This is a genomic window from Marinoscillum furvescens DSM 4134, assembly GCF_003386095.1.
Taxonomy (GTDB): Bacteria; Bacteroidota; Bacteroidia; order Cytophagales; family Cyclobacteriaceae; genus Marinoscillum; species Marinoscillum furvescens.
On record NZ_QREG01000011.1, the window covers coordinates 35,476 to 52,595 of the forward strand.

Genomic DNA, 17,120 nt, shown 5'->3' on the forward strand with positions numbered 1-17,120 from the left:
GCAAAACAATTAGTTACGCTTGCTGTATGCTTTGATCATCTGTATAAGCTGTGTAGGTTCATACCCTACGCTATCCAGCGCCACATCAAATGCCAGGTAAGGATCTGGTCGGTCTACGGGCTTTCCGGCTCCAAAGTCCAGCAGGAAGCTAAAATCCGAACCTTTCAATTGGGCCTGGCCATGACACCCCTGGCATCCGCCCATATTATAGGTAGCGCCATTGTAGACTACATTTTGGATGGACTCGTCGAAAGGTATTCCAAATGAGCCGTGAAAAAAGGTGAGCGTACTATCCGATTCGATCACATAATTGGCCATGAAATAATTGGGATCTGTCGCCCGATCCTCATAGTTAATCGGTTTGCCCTGCACACCAATGAGTTGGTAATATTGCCACACAGAAGCTGCGTTTTGACTGGTGATCAGCGCTTTGGCCGCAGCATTTACTGTTTGAATTTCGGAAGGGATCTCCCGGTCTATTACCGGCTCTGGGCGGTGCGGATCCACATTGGGGTCGTTGATCGTATCTCCATTAATGATCTTTTGAGGCACATCTTGCCCGATGGTTTGCATTTGCGCCTGACGCACATCTACCTGCTCCCACGAAGCAAAGACAAAGGCCGGGTAGTTTTTCGTTTTGTGAATGATGTGTAGCCCTATGAGGCCAAACTCATCTGTCTGGGCTGTAGCCTCACCGTCTTTATCCATATAGGTGTAGTACACTGCCTTGCGAGTAAAGAAGCGAGTGGGATCATCTGCCGCGGTGAGTTTCCTCCAGGCGGTTTTGATTTCTATGGCACCTTCTTGCCCTCCGTATTCGCCACATGGCAGGCACACCACATTACTGGCTGTATCGCTATTGCAAGATTGTCCCTGAGAGACTTTTTTCAGGTATTCCAGGTCCTGACCATTATTTACTGCTTTAAAAAGCAATGCATCATCTGGAAACTTATCACGCACGTAGTTGTACTCTGTCAGGTTAGACTTGGCCATGTAGAGCACTTGGTTTTCGCTGTAGGCATACAGATAGCACGAACCAATCTCATTGTCTTCATCCAGGTTTACCCAGTAGTCTGAGAGTTCGATTCCATTGGTATTGATAGGATCTATAAAGGTGTAGTCCGGTTTTCCTGTATTGAGGTTGACCTTATAGCGGTTACTGTCTGCAGGTCGGAGCTCCGTGCGGTGGATGTACGTTTCCCAAACGGCCAGATCGGGGGCCGCTCCACTTGTAGCAAAATCCCAACTGGTATCTGGCAATCCTCGTGAGCGACTGCTGGCAGGTGAACTTGCCTGCGCAGCCCATTCTGCTCGCCAATTCAGGGCAAAAAACTCGTTCCACGCAAAGGTGGCCAACTCTTCAATAGTAGCATCAGGTGATGCAAGGTCTCCAGGCACCTTGTAGCTGATCGATAGCTCAGAAGGTGAGGCAGTTTCCAACTCCTCTTGAGGAGCTTGTTTGGTAGTGGTCTTACAGGCTGCTAGCATACATATGCCCACACCCCAGTAGGTGATGAGTGATTTTCTCATAGCTTGTTCGTATTAGGTTAGTAATTAGAATACGAAAGGTAGAGAAAACCCAAGTCTCACGCATACCCCAATTGGGGTATATGTGGTGAATGATAGTTGCTAGAAGCCTATATTTTTGGTCTACAAGGCACTTACCGAATCCCAGGCAATCAAAATTTTGGGGTAATTACCAATATTAAATTATAAAAAGCAAGCATGTTGGTCCCAAGACCAACATGGAAGCCTAATGTATTTATTGCCCTTTTATGCTCGATGGATTTGCTACTGCCTACTCAAAAGAGATGTGTGATCATTTTGTCTAAAACTTTGATCGTGCCTATGTACACTCCGGTAGGCCTGTCACGCCGGAGGCGGACTCGTCTATCGGCGTGGCAGGCAAGCACGATGACCCTTTTAATCTCATCTTTGCCTATTGCTCTTTGATTAATGTCTTCTACAGTCTATTAAGCATTTCCTATTGGAGTTTGCCTAATGAGGCTGTCTATTGATAGCTCCTAACCCCAGAAGCAATAATGACTATCCTCTTCTACAAGCTTTATAAAATCTTTAATTGATTTTACAGTGGGTTTTGCTTGGTAGCTACTCCATTTGAGATTGCCTCGCATCCAAAAGACTTTCCATTCGTTGCGGGTATGCACCCAGGTAGCCTTCGCTATTGGTGGTTCAATGGTTCGATCTGGGTCTTCAAAAGCAGGCCTCACCTCATGTATGATGATGCTTTGATTGTCGATTTTGTAAGCTATATCCAGCTGATCCCGTATGTGCTCAGCTGGCCGTTTGCGGTCCAAAAAGTTTTCTAACTCATTGATCGTATCTGCTGCCTGGATTACATCTAAAGCCATGGAATAGTGTATTTTTAGAAATGATGAGCTTGATGAACTTGTTTAGTTTTTCGTTAAAACTACAGAGAATTTAATGGAGTTCAATAACCCTTGGTTAGCAAGTATGTCACGCTGCAAGTGCACCCGCTATTGCTCGTTGCCTACTGCCTATTGAATTCTGATTTCTCGCTTTGATTCTGGAAGATTTCATCTTAAACTTCGATCGTGCGTGCGTTCACTCCGGCAGGCGGGCAGGCTCCATGCCTACGTAAACTCCGGCAGACGGGCACGATGACCCTTTTGATGTATCTTTTGTCTATTTTCTATTTTCTTCTGTCTCATGTCTTTTGTCTACTTAGCATTGCCTATTGTACATTGTTTATTGCCTATTGAATTCTGCCCATTTTCTATCGTCTTCTGTCTGCAACTGAATCTTTGGACTTAAGTCTTAATGCATTCTGAAATTCGGCCAATGACTTCCATTCCTGAATTTGTTTCTTGGCCTTGTCAAGTTCGATTGTAAGGCTATCGATTGTCACTTGTGCATTGGTGAGCTCTTGCTCTAATTTCTTCGTTTTTGGACTTTCGCATGCCGTGAGGGTGAGTAAGATCGCCAGCGATGTGACTCCCAATTGAATTCGTTGACTCATAATTGACAATAGATTAATTTCATCAGATTCAAATACAATGGCTAGTACAGTTTAAATATTCAATCGACCAGGTGGCAGATCGTATAAAAATACAGGAATGACGCCAAATTAATCGCATACGGGTCGTGCACTTCCCACCCTCCCTATTCGCCAAGACCCATCACAAAAGTGTCTTATCCTTCGACGGGCTCCATGCCTACGTAAACTCCGGCAGGCCCACCTATCGGCGTGGCAGGCGGGCACGATGACTGCTTCCCCATTTGCCTATTGCCTATTCATACTTGTCTATTGTCTTATGTCTTAAGTCTTAAGTCTCATGTCTGTTGCATAAAAAAAGGGTGACCTTGCTTGCGCAAAATCACCCTTTTGTAAGTGCCAGCGAACTGGCCTTTGACGAGAATTAGTCGTTGATCAACTCTACGTTGATAGCGTTAAGACCTTTTCTGCCTTCTTCAGTATCAAATTGTACCATGTCATTTTCTCTGATCTCATCGATCAGTCCATTGGCATGTACAAATATGTCTTGACTCGAATTGGATGGAGTAATGAATCCGTATCCTTTTTCGGTGTTGAAAAATTTAACTTTTCCTTCTTGCATTGTATTATAATTATAGATTGTATTATGCGATCTTAGTCGATGCGCTCTACGTTTACGGCATTCAAGCCCTTCTTTCCTTCTTCTACTTCAAATGACACCTTGTCATTTTCCATGATCTCGTGGATCAAGCCGCTCATGTGAACGAAAACATCTTTTCCTGAATCACTTGGGGTGATAAATCCGTACCCTTTTTCTTTGTTGAAAAACTTTACAGTTCCTTCTTGCATTGTACTACTTATTTAATTGATATTCTTAATAATCATTGCTGTCTAAAGCAGTGAGACAATGTTTCGCCAAAGCGGACCATTGCTTAACATCTTCAATAATCAACCAATAAGCAGTACCAACTTTCGTTGGACCGGCCTAACTCATACGTTTAAAAATGGAATTCTTTGGAAAGAAACTATTAGAAACGAATTGTAGACTTACCGTGAATACAGCACGTCTGAGGAACTACTGAAGCGCTCATTAACTTTTACGAGCTACCGCAAATGTACTACATTCTTTAGATAGGCAACGTTATTTTATAGTTTTCACTAAATAATTTCAATATTTTCTGTCATTTGGCCTGTTTCGTGCGTTCGAAAGCTGTCTTACACTTATCCAACCACGATTCTACCGATCTGCAGTAGCTCCCTGGCCAATGCCGGGTCTGTGGCATAGAGTATTCCGGTAGTGTTCATAAAGGTGGTGTTCTCATTATTGAGGTGTAGGCGCTCACCTTGTGCATTACTCACTACACAGCCCAACTCCTCTCCCATTAGCCGAGTGGCTGCATAGTCCCAGATACTGCCACAACCCTTGCGCTTTTTAGGATACTTTACATAGCACCCATGTTTGGACTGCAGCACACCCAGGGCATTGCGCACACCACCGAAATCATGAATATACTTCACCCCTTGTAGACCAAGCTTTTGTGCGGATGCACTTACCTTTTCCTGTACATCTTTAAAGTACGGTTCTGCCAAAAAGCTTTGGTCCATGAAAAAATGAAGCGTTTTGTCATCTGATTGAGGCTTATCAAGTTCATCACCATTACAAAAGACACCAGATCCTTTGATGGCATGGTAACAGAGCCCCAGATCCGGCACCATTACTACACCCACCACCGGGTCGCCTGCTTTGCTAATCAGGGCTATAGAGACGGCATAGCCTGTGCGCCTTTCGGTAAATGGCAAAGTGCCATCCATGGGATCGATGCACCAGAAATACTCCTTTGTCAATCTCGAATGGTCATCAGCTAGCTCCTCGGTGAGCAGCCCAAGGTCGTAGGTATCTCTGGTTGGATTGAGGTGATCCAGTGTAATATCCTGAGCCTCAATATCTACCGCTGTGACTACCTGTGATGCCAGTGAATCACCTCCGGTTTTGCGTTGCTTTTCGTAGTGTTGGTCAAACTGCGACTGGATATAGTTCCCGGCCTTTTCTGCTGCAGATATGGCAACCTGGCATAGGTGCTGTAGCTCTGGTTCAGTAAGTGTCATTGTGTCAATGCTTTAAGTGCAGTTTGTGTCATGCGTTTGCTGTAGGCATGTACTTTCCAATGCCCAGGACTCCAGCCGTCTAAAAATCGGCAAAAATCTGCCCAGGCAAACGGATACAGCGCTAACCATTCTTTTTTAAGCAGCTTAAAATCAATGGTATTATCCACTGCTACTTCCAGCTGCTCAAAGTAATGGTTTAAGAGCCTGGGAGCCAGTTTTTCACACTCCACCCCTGAATAGCAGCTGCTGATGAAGTACGCCACATCTTTCATACCGCAGCCACCTCCTACGTATTGAAAATCTACTGCGGCTACTGCTCCCGTGGGGGAAAAACAAAAATTGGCCAACTTGGCATCACCGTGCACGATGGTCTGAAACCTACTCGCACTCAGACGCTCATCGATGGCCTTAGCAGCAGCTTTTAGCGATTCATTCGTCATGGCATTCCATTCATCAGGACGCGTTTCCAGGTGCCAGTAGGTGCCCTTGGGCCACAAGCCCTCAGGTGCCTTGTGGAGATGCTGTGCATGAAAACATGCCAACCAGCTAAGGCAGGATTTTGCGGTATCTAGTTTGACGGTCGGCGGTGTATGACGCAACGTAAATCCAGAGGCATTGAGGTCTTCCAGCACCAGCAACAAACCGTCCGAGGTATCTTCAACATGCAACAGGTTAGGCACTTTACAGTTTGTAGCAACGTGTTTAGCATAGTGCTGATACCAGTGACTTTCCACGCGATACGATTGGAGTTTCCGCTCATGCGAAATGGAGGTATGCCACCCTCTGGGATGGTTTACGGTATTGGGAAACTGAATGTGCTTGGCAATTACAGAAGCAGTGGTTCCTCCCTGGAGGTGATACCGCACAATCTGGCCATACCCACTCCAGAGCTCTTGCACTTGCTCATTATCCTGCACTGCAGTAGCTCCACACAGCTGAAGTATCCTTTGCTTGAAATCTGACATGAAAGCCAAATCTGAGGGATTTTTAGCTATGAACAAAGCCCTGACAGCATTGGGTTGATCAAAATGCGTTACTTTTGATTAATATTTTATTGCCCAACTAAGATTAATGAAGAACCTCCTTAAGAAGAACTGGTTTGCAGTTCAACACCTGACCATTCTACTTATTATCTCCCTAACTTCTTGCACTTTTGATTTTGATGAAATCAAAGGACCAGAGACTGAGCCCCCAACAGATAGAGATTTTGAGGTAGAATTATCCTCGGATTCACGAGAGTACACCATTTATAAGACAACAGTTTTTACTTTCAACTTCCATAATAAATCTGACTACAATCTCCGATATAATGATGCCACCGTTTCAGTTGATGGTGAAGAGATAGCTACTGTAAATCCAGAACATTTCAGTAAAAAGATCAGATTTGAAATTGACCCGTTTTCGCTTGAAGAAGGACCTCACACGCTTGAAATCAATCCTAAGATAGAATTCTATGGAAATGAACTGGCTGGAAGAGCCGGAGTGACTAATACCTATAGCTTACAATGGGAGCTTTTTGTGGATACTACACCAGACACGGTTAATATCTCTTCAGTAGCTGTTAAGGACGGTGAATTAATCGTGAGTTGGGAAAGGCCAGAATTATTAAATTTTGACTATTTCTTGTTGCGGGCAATCGACCCTAGTAATCCGAATATTAACTACCCGTCAATGAGGATAGAGCCGAGTGAAACTCAAGTGTCTTACCCCTACTTTCTTAACGGTGAAATTTCCTTCAGTTTAAGTACTTTCACTTATGAACGGTTGAAAACAAAAGGTTCCTCAATGGACTTCAGATTGGATGATCCATTTATCATCTACCCAAATAGTGATAGCACCATAGCTGTCAAGATGCGTCAACCACAATTATACAAGTTCATCACCAGTTATAATATTATCACTAATATTGAAGATAAGACCTACAGTAAACTGGACACAGCATACCAGCACATTCATCTGACAGATGAACCAATTTTTGGAAAAACTGTCAGTTCGATGATAAAAGTGAATACTTCAGATCATTCTTTTCTTTTCTTCAACGAAAATTCTTTAGGCAGATCCATTCCAGAATTCGATGAAGTAGTCTACTCTGAAGCCTCACGAAGCTTTATCCTAAGAAAGCTGAACGATCGAACACATTATCTTTATAAGGTTGATGAAAACAGCATGGAGGTATTGGACACTTTGCAATATCCGGTTCCAAATAACACCAGTGATTATGGTCAATATGCAATTACATCCACTGGTGATCGTCTCATCTCAGTGGATGCAGCCTCTGGGATGCTATACGACATAGCTGTTTCTGACCTCTCTATTAAAAATCAGATAGACTTGTCTGCATTTGGATATTATAAACCTCTACATCATCGACATCATAGTGTTTTCTCAAATAATGGCATGGTATTGCTCGGCAGTAGAGAAAGTATCATTTACGATATCAATAACGAAAAATTAATAATGGAAAACTGGCAAACGGGATTATACGGGCAAGCCGTGCACATGTCTCCTAATGGTGAACACCTATTTCGTGAAGGTAAAATGTATAAAAATAACGGTGGCTATTTTGAAGACTATTTGACACTCAGTAACCATTTCGCTAGTGGTCATTTTATCAACAACTCTGAGCTTCTTCATTTTACAGATACGACCATAAATCATTATGATTTAAACACTCAGGAAATTTCTCCTTTATTTAAATTAAACCATTATGGGGAATCAATCAGTAAATATGGATTAATACCACTTGGCTATGACATACCCTCGAACGAACGAAGGATTATCTTAATTAAAGGTTACCATAGCCGGAATGAGCTTTCATTTGTAATGAACTTTGAAGGAGACACAGTACAGACATTTAAGGTGTGGGATTCCTCAAAAGTTAGATATCTGCAAAACCATTTATTTGACCGGAAAGGCAAAGCCATCAAATTCAACCTTTAATAAGAATAAACATGAAACCTGTGTTCATTACTATATTGATGGCTTTATCATTAACCCTACTTGGACAAGATATTGATTTCAATTTGGGTGTTTATGGCGCTAATTTCCACTTAAAGGACATTCGTAATCTTCAAGAGGATTTTAATGGAATTTTCGTGGGATCTGAAAAGACCGAATCATTCCCTCCTTATTTGGCATTTGATGCTTCTATTCGTTTAAAATCTCGGAGAGGAATGATTGGCCCCTGGTTTATGTATCAGTCTACAGGCGGACGAAGTTACTACGAGGATAGAACAGGTTACTTTACTACGGATATGTTACTCCAGGGATACACTTTCGGCCTTTCAGGCCAAGTTGACCTTACCATGAAAAGAACTTATTTTATTTACAGCCTTGGGGTTACTTATTCGTCTTTTTTAATAGAACAACGTTTGTTGATTTTTGAAGAGTTATCAGGTACTTATCGGGATTACTATGATGCCTATAACGGAACTCTTATTGGGGGAATCGAATACGAATTAGTGCGGAAGCCGAGAATATCTATGATTGCTCAATTTGATTTCTCCATGCTCGGCTCAGATATTAAAAGAAAAGAAGACAAAAACGGTGATTTTGGAGACATCCCAGAAAGAAAAATTGACTGGAGCGGATTTAAAATTGGGTTACGCATGGGGATCTCAAAGGAAATGGTAAAAGACCTCTTCAATAAAGATTGAGAGGTCTTTTTCAACTATCATCACCTCCTTAGCACCCCATTTTTCACTGATTGCCCATTGATCATTAGTCGGTATGCATACATCGACTGCTGCAAGTGACTGAAATCCAAACGATTTTGACCGCCAGTAAGAGCCTGTTGTACAACTAGCTTTCCGCTCATGTCATAGACCATCAGCTTACCTTCCGACTCATAGCCTTCTATTACTATATGAAGACTACCAGCTGCACCGATTGGATTGGGGTATAAATTAATCGTACGGTCCACAGCAGCAGGTTTTGTTGCCTCCTGGCGTGCTTGAGTATTCTCCGAATCTGTGTACAATTTTACCGCCTCAGCACATGCACCTGTGTGCAAAAGACTTACATCTCCTACGAGCTCCGGGGCATTAGAGATGGAAGACCGAGCTATGATGTTTCCATTTCGCAAATAGCGCATTTCATGGCCTTTGCGCTCCACGCGTAGCACATCGCCTGTGTCAAAACTGCCCAGGTAAGTTCGCTGGCTGCCCTCCCTTTTCCAATAAGCATTGTTATACTGAGAAAGCTCAAAGCCATACGCCACCGTTTCGGGGTGATCGTCTGGGTTATATGGCGACAGGCCTATGGCCAGATTGGCTTTGCTGGCATCACCAATGGTCATTTGCAGCCAACCATCGGCATGTGCTGGGATATTGCTGGCTGTGGCTGCACCGGCATTTCCCCATCCGTATTTTGCAGTTTTAACCAGCCGAGTGCTCTCCACTTTCGCACCCTTTACTTCCACCCAATTCACATATTGGGCCGGATTGCCTTTAGAGTCTGCACCCATTTTGCCATCGAAAAGCGTGACGCCAGTGTGTAGCAGTGCCACATCCGCCATGAGCGCAGATTTCGACTGCTGATTACTCGTAGCAATCAATTGTCCGGATTGGTAGTAATAGATCACTGAGGCCTTACGCTCTATTTTGAATACATCGCCCATGGAAAAGGAACCCATATAGCGCCGATCCCCTTTTTCACGGATCCAGAAGGCACGATTGTGTCGAGACAGCTCAAAGCCAAAATCAATACTTGTTGGATTGTTGTTTATATTTTCTGAAGAAAGTCCAAAGGCAAGGTCAGCCTTATCAGGATCTTCGATACGCATCGAAACCCAGCCATCTGATCCGTATGGAATCGTTTCTTCTGAAACTGCCCCGCTATTTCCCCATCCATAAGCGGCGGTTTTGAGTAGCTGACCATACTTTAAATCTGCTCCAATAATTTCCGTCCAGGAAATGGAATTTTCCATCTGAGTCGTGCCTTCTGTGGTAGCTGAAACCTGCTGCGTATACGGCGAGGTACCCTCAGTATTGAATGCCTGTAATTTGTAATAGTACTTCGTAGATGCCTTGAGATCCTGATCTTGAAAGCTTGACTTGTTGGTGCTTAAGGTCATAATGTGCTCAAAGTCATTTCCAGAAACTGTAGATCGAAATACCTTGAATCCCTCTTCATCAGCAGACCGATCTGTCCAGGTCAAAGCGATGGTGTTGGGTCCTTTAGCATTAGCTGACAGTTGATTGGGTGGTGCTGGAGCAGAAGCATGCGTCGAATTGGATCCTTTGACCTTGGTCAGCAGCCATTCGTACAAATTAGGATTGTACATGGAGTGATTCGTACGGTAGGTAGGCCCGGTAATGCTATGTCCGGCCCCCTTCACCTCTGTAAACTTGATTTCCACATTGGGGTTGCGTGGGCATTCTCGGAGGGTTTTGATAGCGCTGCGGCTATGGCCAATGAATCTGCCGTCTTGGGTGCCGCAAAATGCCCAAACCGGGATTTCACGGTCGGCGACTCTACACAGCCTTGATTTGTTGGTCCAATAAGAAAGAGGCGCAATGGCGGCAAAGCGATTGGGCTCGTTTTGATCAGCATAGGCGGCTTCCCAGGTGCCATTGCCTCCTAGCGAGTGTCCGGTCAGGTATACCCGGCTGTAGTCAATGCGATAATCAGCTTCTTCCAGTATATGTTGCCAAAAACGCTCCTGATTGTTGGCTGTCCAGTTGTTCTGCGGGCGCAGTTGCGGACTGATGACTATAAAGCAATGCTCCTTTCCATCCACCGTAAAGCAGAGACTCCCCTGCTCTTCAGCTCGTCGGGAAGGACATCCTACTTTCGCAATCTTGTACAAGTCTGAAGATCCATTGCCACGCTCTCCAGTACCGTGCAGGTAAACAATAAGGGGATATCGTTTTTGAGGGTTTTGATGATAGCCAGGTGGTAAATGCAACAGGTAGCCGTCTACGGCTCCCATTTCGCGGCTTACCGGTGTGGTGTTTTTTAAAGCTGCGTTTCCGCTTTGTGTGTAGCTAGCCGTTGTGATGGTTAAAAGTAAAAACAGGATGATAAGCTGTTTCATTTTGGTTTAGAATTGCTTGTCTCATGGTTATTGGCGTTTAATTCGAGTTGGGTGTTGACATGACTATAAAGGGACAACCCTCGGATTGGCTTATTATTATGTGATGCACCACAAATTTTGAAAAACTCAGTAAATCTTTGTTTAGGCCACCTTGTCAGCAATGGATCAAAAAATGGAATGCTATATTCGCAATAAAAAAGACAAATGCTAAAAGCTGTGATATTTGATATGGACGGTGTGATCATCGATAGCGAACCGCTACACTACCGTGCCTATTACCAGATGTTTGATGAAGTGGGGGTTGATGTTTCTGAGGAACTGTACGACTCTCTCACTGGCAAATCTACGATCAACGTCTGCAAACAGCTAAAAGAAACCTTTAGCCTCTCACACTCACCCGAAGAACTGGCGGCCATCAAGCGAAGGCATTACGATGTAATTTTTGATAATGATAAGGATTTTGATCTGATTGCCGGAGTACGTGAACTCATCGAAGACTACTATCAAAATGGGCTTACGCTGGTGTTGGGGTCTTCTGCCACTATGGCGAGCATCGAGCGTATCTTCAAACGCTTCGACCTAAACAAGTATTTCAAAGCTAAGCTCAGTGGAGCGGACCTTGAAGCTTCTAAGCCACACCCGGAAATTTTCATCAAAGCTGCTGAAGCTACCGGATTTGGAACGGAAGAGTGTATTGTGATAGAGGATGCTACCAATGGCATAGCTGCAGCCAAAGGTGCAGGCATTTACTGTGTGGCTTTTGATAGCGTGCATTCAAAAAATCAAGACTACAGTCAGGCAGATAAAGTGATTAAGAATTTTAAAGAAATCCATTTTGAGCAAATCAAGGAGGTGCTGTCCTAGCCTACAGCATCAAAAACTTGATGGTTTGCCCTGCTATTTTCAAGATATAAAGCTGATTTTTAGATAAGCGTACGTCCATAAGCGCCTGGCTATCAACAAACCATATGTTTTTCTTAACCACCTCTTTTCCGTCAAGGCTGTAAACAGCAGCACCGACAGACCCCTGATAATCAGCCATGATTTTTAGCTGATTGCTATGTGCATGCACAGTGATTGGTCTATCACTTTCAGCCTGTAAAGGTGAACTACCAATACTAAGAGCAAATCGTTCATTGTGCTGACCGGAGGGTAATTCAAAAGAATGATCGGCCAACAAGTGATAAGTCTGGGTTACTTGATCTACCAGGTAAATAGGAAAACCTGTGGTATTGGTTTTCATTTTAATCGACAGACTAGCAGCTGGTTCTGCCTCAATCCCCAGATCTAAAACCATAGGTTCAAGTGGCAAGGCCTGAATGGCCCACTTTTCTTCGTTGAATATGCTGTAGAAAGACAACTGAGGGTTTAGGAGCTTGTGAACATCCAGGCCCGCTTCATTTTCGAAGCTTGCTTCCGTTGAAAAGTTCAGCAGAAGTTCATCCACTATTTTGCCATCAGTTACGGCTATCCGCACCTGTTGACTGCTTTGGCGGTAATAGCCGCCATCACTATTTACTCCGGCAGTTGCTTGCTGCATGGCGGGGGTAAATTGCACCGTCGGGTTATTATTGGTCCCTGTGAAGACATAAAAGCCCTGCATAGACCGAATGTTTCCGTCGAAGGAACCATTGGTGGTGTTGCCAGCAGCATCTACTGAAACGTACACTCCGGCACGTACAGCGCCATTGTTACTACCACCATCATCCCAAAAGTAGAGTGCACCATCGATATGATCTGTAGAATTGGCCGCCAAAAAATCCGTGCGACTAATAGCCGCCGCATAGGGATTGCCCACCAAATGAAACTCAGAACTTCCTGAAAGGGAATAGGAAACACTCCCATGATTGAATTTACCTTGGAGCGAAAGTGTAGGACTTGTCTTATCATAAGCTACAAAATAGCCGGCACCTGGTGTCAGTGGCGTTGAGGTACTTGAAGTGATGTTTACATAGTTGGCACCATCAAACGTATACACCAGATTGGGACTCCCTAAAGAACCAATTGTCGCATTCGAAAAAGGACTACTCAGGATATTGTAGCCACCAGAGTTTTTGGTCCCGTTCCCTCCCATCATGGCTTGCTCTACAATACCCATACCAGTGCCGCTTACAGCGCCCATGATAGCGAATGACACCCCAGAACTCACCGTAAGACTGGCACTAGCAGCTATTTCAAGATCGTGGATGGAAAAATCACCTGTTACCACGGGGAAATTTCCAGAGGCACCCGAGACATCAGGAATAATCACATCATCGGTCTCACCAGGCACTGTACCCGATGACCAATTAGACGCTGTATTCCAATCGGTGGAACTACTACCCGTCCAAGTAAGTGGCGCCTCATAGGTTATAGACAATACTGGCGCAGTACCCTGCTCCTTGCTCCCAAACCTTCTTGCACTGGTGGCAGACTCCTCGCCTATAAGTATCCACCCAAAGTTCGAGCTACTTCCATCTAGCCAGGCCTGAATATCAGCAATCAAACCAGAACTGGAACTAAAAGTCTGATTGCCCGTGCCTGAAGACATAGCCAAGGAGGCTGACGCAGTGCTTTCATAGTCTCCACCGGCATTTGTCCAACTCGAAGTACCAAGCATCGCATCTGTCCATGTTGCATCTGGTGCAATGGCTGTGGCTCCTCCACCTTCTGCACCAGTGGCATCGGAGGTACCCTCTCCCCAATCTTTAGTAAGGCGGTGTAGCGAAAAGGTTTGGCCCGCGGAGGCTTTGCTTGCTTTATTGACATTTAGCGTCAAGGATGCACTGGTAATGGTAGCATCGGTAGGAATCGAGGACAAATCAAATTGTAACAAGGCCCGACGGATGTTTCCAGACTTGGCAGTGTTGGTAATACCAGCGAATAAATAACCTTGCCCATTGGATTTGCTGCCACTTTCGGCAAAAAGCGTGTTGTCTTTAGCGGGGTTGAGCGTAACTGTAGTCTGTGCCTTTACACTGTAAGCAAGCAGACTAGCCAATAGGATGGTAGTGAAAGTTTTCATGGCGGTATGATCTGTTCGTCATAATTATCTGAATTTTCTTTGTGACACCATAGGACACCTTTCGCCTTTCATACTACACATGTTACCCTAAACATGGTATAGTGAAATTGCCAAATGTATTTAGGTTGTACCATGGAGCACGTTCTGACTATGGTTCAGAAAGAAAATTCACTTCCTATAAGTTACTGATAATTAATCAAATAATTAAAGTCATCTACAGCCAGTAAGGTGTCCACCTACCAACGCAGTGTCTTAGACATGCACTCTAGACTCAGAAAACAAATCATAAACTGCCACGAGAGATTCATGGCTATTAGAAGCTCCATATTGCTCATACTCAGTGAAGGCGGAGCGATCTTCAGCGTATACTGGTAAGTACTTACCGTCAAACTCATTCCAAACGACCAGCATAAAGTTGTAACTGATCTTTTTGGATCGTCCTTCTTCGAGCCAGGCATCAAAAACGTCTTCATCGAGGGATTTAGGAAAATCGGCACCGTCAAACATAAGCTTCTGTGTCTTTCAAAAGTAGAGTTCAAAGATGGACATCTTTTTGCAAGGAATGCACACGTCTTGCCATTTCCTACTGCTATTTTGGTAAGATCTTTACAAATTGCGGACCGTTTCAGATTTCAGTCTATGAGCAACATTCGAGTAGTCAGCCAGGGGCCTGCCGGATACATCACCAACGAATACGGCATTCATGAAAAGCCTCCTGCTGGATGGAGCTTTTTGCCGGCGGGTGATGCCGCTGTGACCAGAAAAGTAACAGCTATGGGCGAATGCTGGCGGGTACAGATCAAAAAAGGCAGACGCACCATGTCTAAAGGCATTTGGGCACCTACCCATCACATCACTCAGGCCAAAGAAGCTGTGGACGCCATGCGGTCAGCTCCAGACTATGCCAAAAAACAGGCCTCCGCTGCAAAATCTCGTGCGCGAAAGCAAGAGGCTTACCGACAGGAATTTACAGAAGCGGTAACGAATTACCTAAACTTCCCTACCTGCTATGAAGGCTTGCAGAAAACGCTGGCTGAGTTGGTCACCGAACATGCCATACCGATAGGAAGTGGTACCGTGGCCCGCACCAGTCAAATACCAATAGAAGACCGAGCCGGCAAAGCGGTCATTGCCTGGATGAGGCATCATACCACCAACTACGACAACCTAAAAATAGCCAGAGTGAAAGGTGAGCGGAGAAAAGTGCGCAGACAGCTGGCACAACAGTCCGTTAAAGTGCTCAACTCCTTCCGCAAGGGAGGGCAAAGACCTCCTTCCTGTCCTCTTCTATTGGCAGTGAACAAGCTGAGCAAATAAGCGAACACTTTAAATGGCGTGCTCAAAAAGAAAAAGCTTCCTGTACCGAAGACTCATTCTCCGCTTTGTAAAAAACTGTAGGCACCGATAGCTCGTCGATAGCTGCTTTGAGATTAGTGAAATTGGATTGCGGGATGTGAAGGGGGATTTTGTAAAGCATGGAGTCCTTTTTATCTACTGGAAAAGGGACTTTGGATTGAAACAGATAAGGGATCAACGAAGTGCTGCAAGACAGCCCCAACCGATCGATGGCATAGTCTTCCATAAGCTCTACCATGGTGGTGTTGATATTCTCAAAAAAGGTGACGGTTTCAGCCAGGCGCACCCTTGATCCAGCACGGGATTTCCCTTTTTTGTTGAGGTATTTGATTTGGCTAAAGCCCTGCTTTTTGCGGGTCATGTAGGCCGAAAAGGTAGTGTGATATTCTAGCTCTGTGCCATCCATTAGGCAGATAGCGGCATTCCCCGATTCAACGGCGAGATACAAGGACATGGCTTCATGGTCTACCACCTGCAGGTCGTCAGTTACCTGCAGGTGAAGAGGCAATCTCACATAGCCTATTTCACTTCCATTTTCATTGGATAAATTGATCAAATGCCTGCCATGATCGTAGCTACATTCTTCAAATGCATCTTGTATCAATGGAAGTAGTTCGTCGTGATATAAATGATCCAAACTTCGCTTGAGCATGTCCATATCCGACAAAACTAGGCTTTCTGTCAGACTTTAAAGCTTGCTCCAAAAGGTGTCTATCACTTCGATGACTATCAGGATGATAATGATCCACTCCAGTCGACTACTTTCCCGGTGATGGTTATAAGAAATGTAAATAGCCAGGTTGTCCTCGATGATTTTCAACGTATTGTCTATTTCCCGGTATCGGGGCACCAACTCAAAATGATGCGCTAGCGTGGCGTGTAACTTGTCGAGGTATTCATCTTCCCAGGCTACCTTAGGGCTATCCAGTATGTAGAGATTTTCCGCTATGTTGTTTTTGGCTGTTAGACTTTTGCCGATGAATTGGAGTGCCTTTTTATGACCGAGTTTTACTTTACCATACTTCTGCATATAAAGCGTGTAAGTCTTTAATTCGCTCAAGAGCGCCTGACTTTGCGTATTGTAATGCGCCAAAGCCACCGTTTGGGCCAGGTGCATCATCACCAGCTTATTCGTGGGTACGTCCAGCCTCCCTAACGAAAGTGTATCGAAGCTGAGGCTCAAAGATTGATCTTCGCTTGCGTAAATTACTTCGAGATCATCTTTTGACGGATGCTGATGCAGCTCTGTAGCAAAGGGTTTGAGCTTTTTGAGAAATTCCTCTTCGTCATCAAATCCCGCTAGTACCACAGCGCCGTAGCTCACGATGTATGCATATCGGTTCATTTCAAACTGATAATAGAGCTCGCGAGTACCCGTAGCAATCAGACAATCAGGGTACGTCTGTTTGTATTTGGCCACATCCAGCTTGTCTGCGATGTGGTGGGCTTTAAAGGCCAGATGTAGAGCTTCCATAGATTAGAAATAGTGTTTTGCTCATCTACGTAAACCGTGTACAAAAGTGTCCTGTTGATAGCAGATTTATTTTGTCCTAAAAGCATCCGACGTTGTGCATTGGTATGCACGACATTTTAAGCAGCAATCAGCAGATTTACTTAACCAAATAGTGATTGCATCGTAT

Annotated in this window: 16 protein-coding genes; 4 read left to right on the top strand and 12 right to left on the bottom strand. The window is 44.5% G+C overall.

Translation table 11 applies throughout. From position 1 onward, the window contains the following. Nucleotides 1-9: 9 nt before the first annotated feature. From C7460_RS12360 to C7460_RS12385, 7 genes are all read right to left on the bottom strand, one after another. The gene (locus C7460_RS12360) at nt 10-1,530 is read right to left on the bottom strand and encodes a hypothetical protein (RefSeq protein WP_115868422.1); all 1,521 of its coding nucleotides are present in this window, start codon (nt 1,528-1,530) and stop codon (nt 10-12) included. 494 nt (nt 1,531-2,024) lie between these two features. Continuing rightward, nucleotides 2,025-2,372, bottom strand: a complete 348-nt coding sequence (locus C7460_RS12365) for a DUF3024 domain-containing protein (RefSeq protein WP_115868423.1) — start codon at nt 2,370-2,372, stop codon at nt 2,025-2,027. A 386-nt stretch (nt 2,373-2,758) separates the two neighbouring features. Continuing rightward, nucleotides 2,759-3,001 carry a hypothetical protein gene (locus C7460_RS23510; protein ID WP_147302938.1) on the bottom strand — a complete coding sequence of 81 codons (243 nt, stop codon included), beginning with the start codon at nt 2,999-3,001 and terminating at the stop codon, nt 2,759-2,761. 400 nt (nt 3,002-3,401) lie between these two features. Continuing rightward, nucleotides 3,402-3,599 carry a cold-shock protein gene (locus tag C7460_RS12370; protein ID WP_115868424.1) on the bottom strand — a complete coding sequence of 66 codons (198 nt, stop codon included), beginning with the start codon at nt 3,597-3,599 and terminating at the stop codon, nt 3,402-3,404. A gap of 32 nt (nt 3,600-3,631) precedes the next feature. Beyond that, entirely contained in the window at nt 3,632-3,826 is a 195-nt protein-coding gene (locus tag C7460_RS12375; protein ID WP_115868425.1) for a cold-shock protein, read from the bottom strand. A 372-nt stretch (nt 3,827-4,198) separates the two neighbouring features. Continuing rightward, on the bottom strand, nt 4,199-5,083 hold the full coding sequence (locus tag C7460_RS12380) for an inositol monophosphatase family protein (RefSeq protein WP_115868426.1): 885 nt from the start codon (nt 5,081-5,083) through the stop codon (nt 4,199-4,201). Continuing rightward, nucleotides 5,080-6,048: a phosphotransferase gene (locus C7460_RS12385; RefSeq protein ID WP_115868545.1), complete on the bottom strand. Its 969-nt coding sequence runs from the start codon at nt 6,046-6,048 to the stop codon at nt 5,080-5,082. The genes C7460_RS12380 and C7460_RS12385 overlap by 4 nt, the downstream gene beginning before the upstream one ends. Before the next feature lie 106 nt (nt 6,049-6,154). Here C7460_RS12385 and C7460_RS12390 point away from each other — a divergent pair, with 106 nt between their 5' ends. Next, nucleotides 6,155-8,023, top strand: coding sequence for a hypothetical protein (locus C7460_RS12390; RefSeq protein WP_115868427.1), 1,869 nt, complete (start codon nt 6,155-6,157; stop codon nt 8,021-8,023). Nucleotides 8,024-8,034: 11 nt separating this feature from the next. Next, nucleotides 8,035-8,739, top strand: coding sequence for a hypothetical protein (locus C7460_RS12395; protein WP_115868428.1), 705 nt, complete (start codon nt 8,035-8,037; stop codon nt 8,737-8,739). 20 nt (nt 8,740-8,759) lie between these two features. Here the strand turns inward: C7460_RS12395 and C7460_RS12400 are convergent, their stop codons facing one another. After that, complete coding sequence (locus tag C7460_RS12400; protein ID WP_115868429.1) at nt 8,760-11,120, bottom strand: fibronectin type III domain-containing protein; 2,361 nt, start codon at nt 11,118-11,120, stop codon at nt 8,760-8,762. A gap of 204 nt (nt 11,121-11,324) precedes the next feature. On the opposite strand from C7460_RS12400, the gene C7460_RS12405 reads away from it, so the two are divergent. Further along, nucleotides 11,325-11,984: an HAD family hydrolase gene (locus C7460_RS12405; protein WP_115868430.1), complete on the top strand. Its 660-nt coding sequence runs from the start codon at nt 11,325-11,327 to the stop codon at nt 11,982-11,984. Nucleotide 11,985: 1 nt separating this feature from the next. Here the strand turns inward: C7460_RS12405 and C7460_RS12410 are convergent, their stop codons facing one another. Together C7460_RS12410 and C7460_RS12415 are read right to left on the bottom strand one after the other, a co-directional pair. Continuing rightward, nucleotides 11,986-14,124 carry a DNRLRE domain-containing protein gene (locus tag C7460_RS12410; RefSeq protein WP_115868431.1) on the bottom strand — a complete coding sequence of 713 codons (2,139 nt, stop codon included), beginning with the start codon at nt 14,122-14,124 and terminating at the stop codon, nt 11,986-11,988. Between the two features lie 252 nt (nt 14,125-14,376). Further along, nucleotides 14,377-14,631 carry a hypothetical protein gene (locus C7460_RS12415; protein ID WP_115868432.1) on the bottom strand — a complete coding sequence of 85 codons (255 nt, stop codon included), beginning with the start codon at nt 14,629-14,631 and terminating at the stop codon, nt 14,377-14,379. Nucleotides 14,632-14,763: 132 nt separating this feature from the next. On the opposite strand from C7460_RS12415, the gene C7460_RS12420 reads away from it, so the two are divergent. After that, nucleotides 14,764-15,441 (top strand): DUF2293 domain-containing protein, encoded by a 678-nt coding sequence (locus tag C7460_RS12420; RefSeq protein ID WP_115868433.1) that lies wholly within the window; start codon nt 14,764-14,766, stop codon nt 15,439-15,441. A 22-nt stretch (nt 15,442-15,463) separates the two neighbouring features. Here C7460_RS12420 and C7460_RS12425 read toward each other — a convergent pair whose 3' ends face one another. Together C7460_RS12425 and C7460_RS12430 are read right to left on the bottom strand one after the other, a co-directional pair. Beyond that, complete coding sequence (locus tag C7460_RS12425) at nt 15,464-16,138, bottom strand: hypothetical protein (protein WP_115868434.1); 675 nt, start codon at nt 16,136-16,138, stop codon at nt 15,464-15,466. 30 nt (nt 16,139-16,168) lie between these two features. Next, nucleotides 16,169-16,954, bottom strand: a complete 786-nt coding sequence (locus C7460_RS12430; protein WP_115868435.1) for an RMD1 family protein — start codon at nt 16,952-16,954, stop codon at nt 16,169-16,171. Between the last annotated feature and the right edge of the window lie 166 nt (nt 16,955-17,120).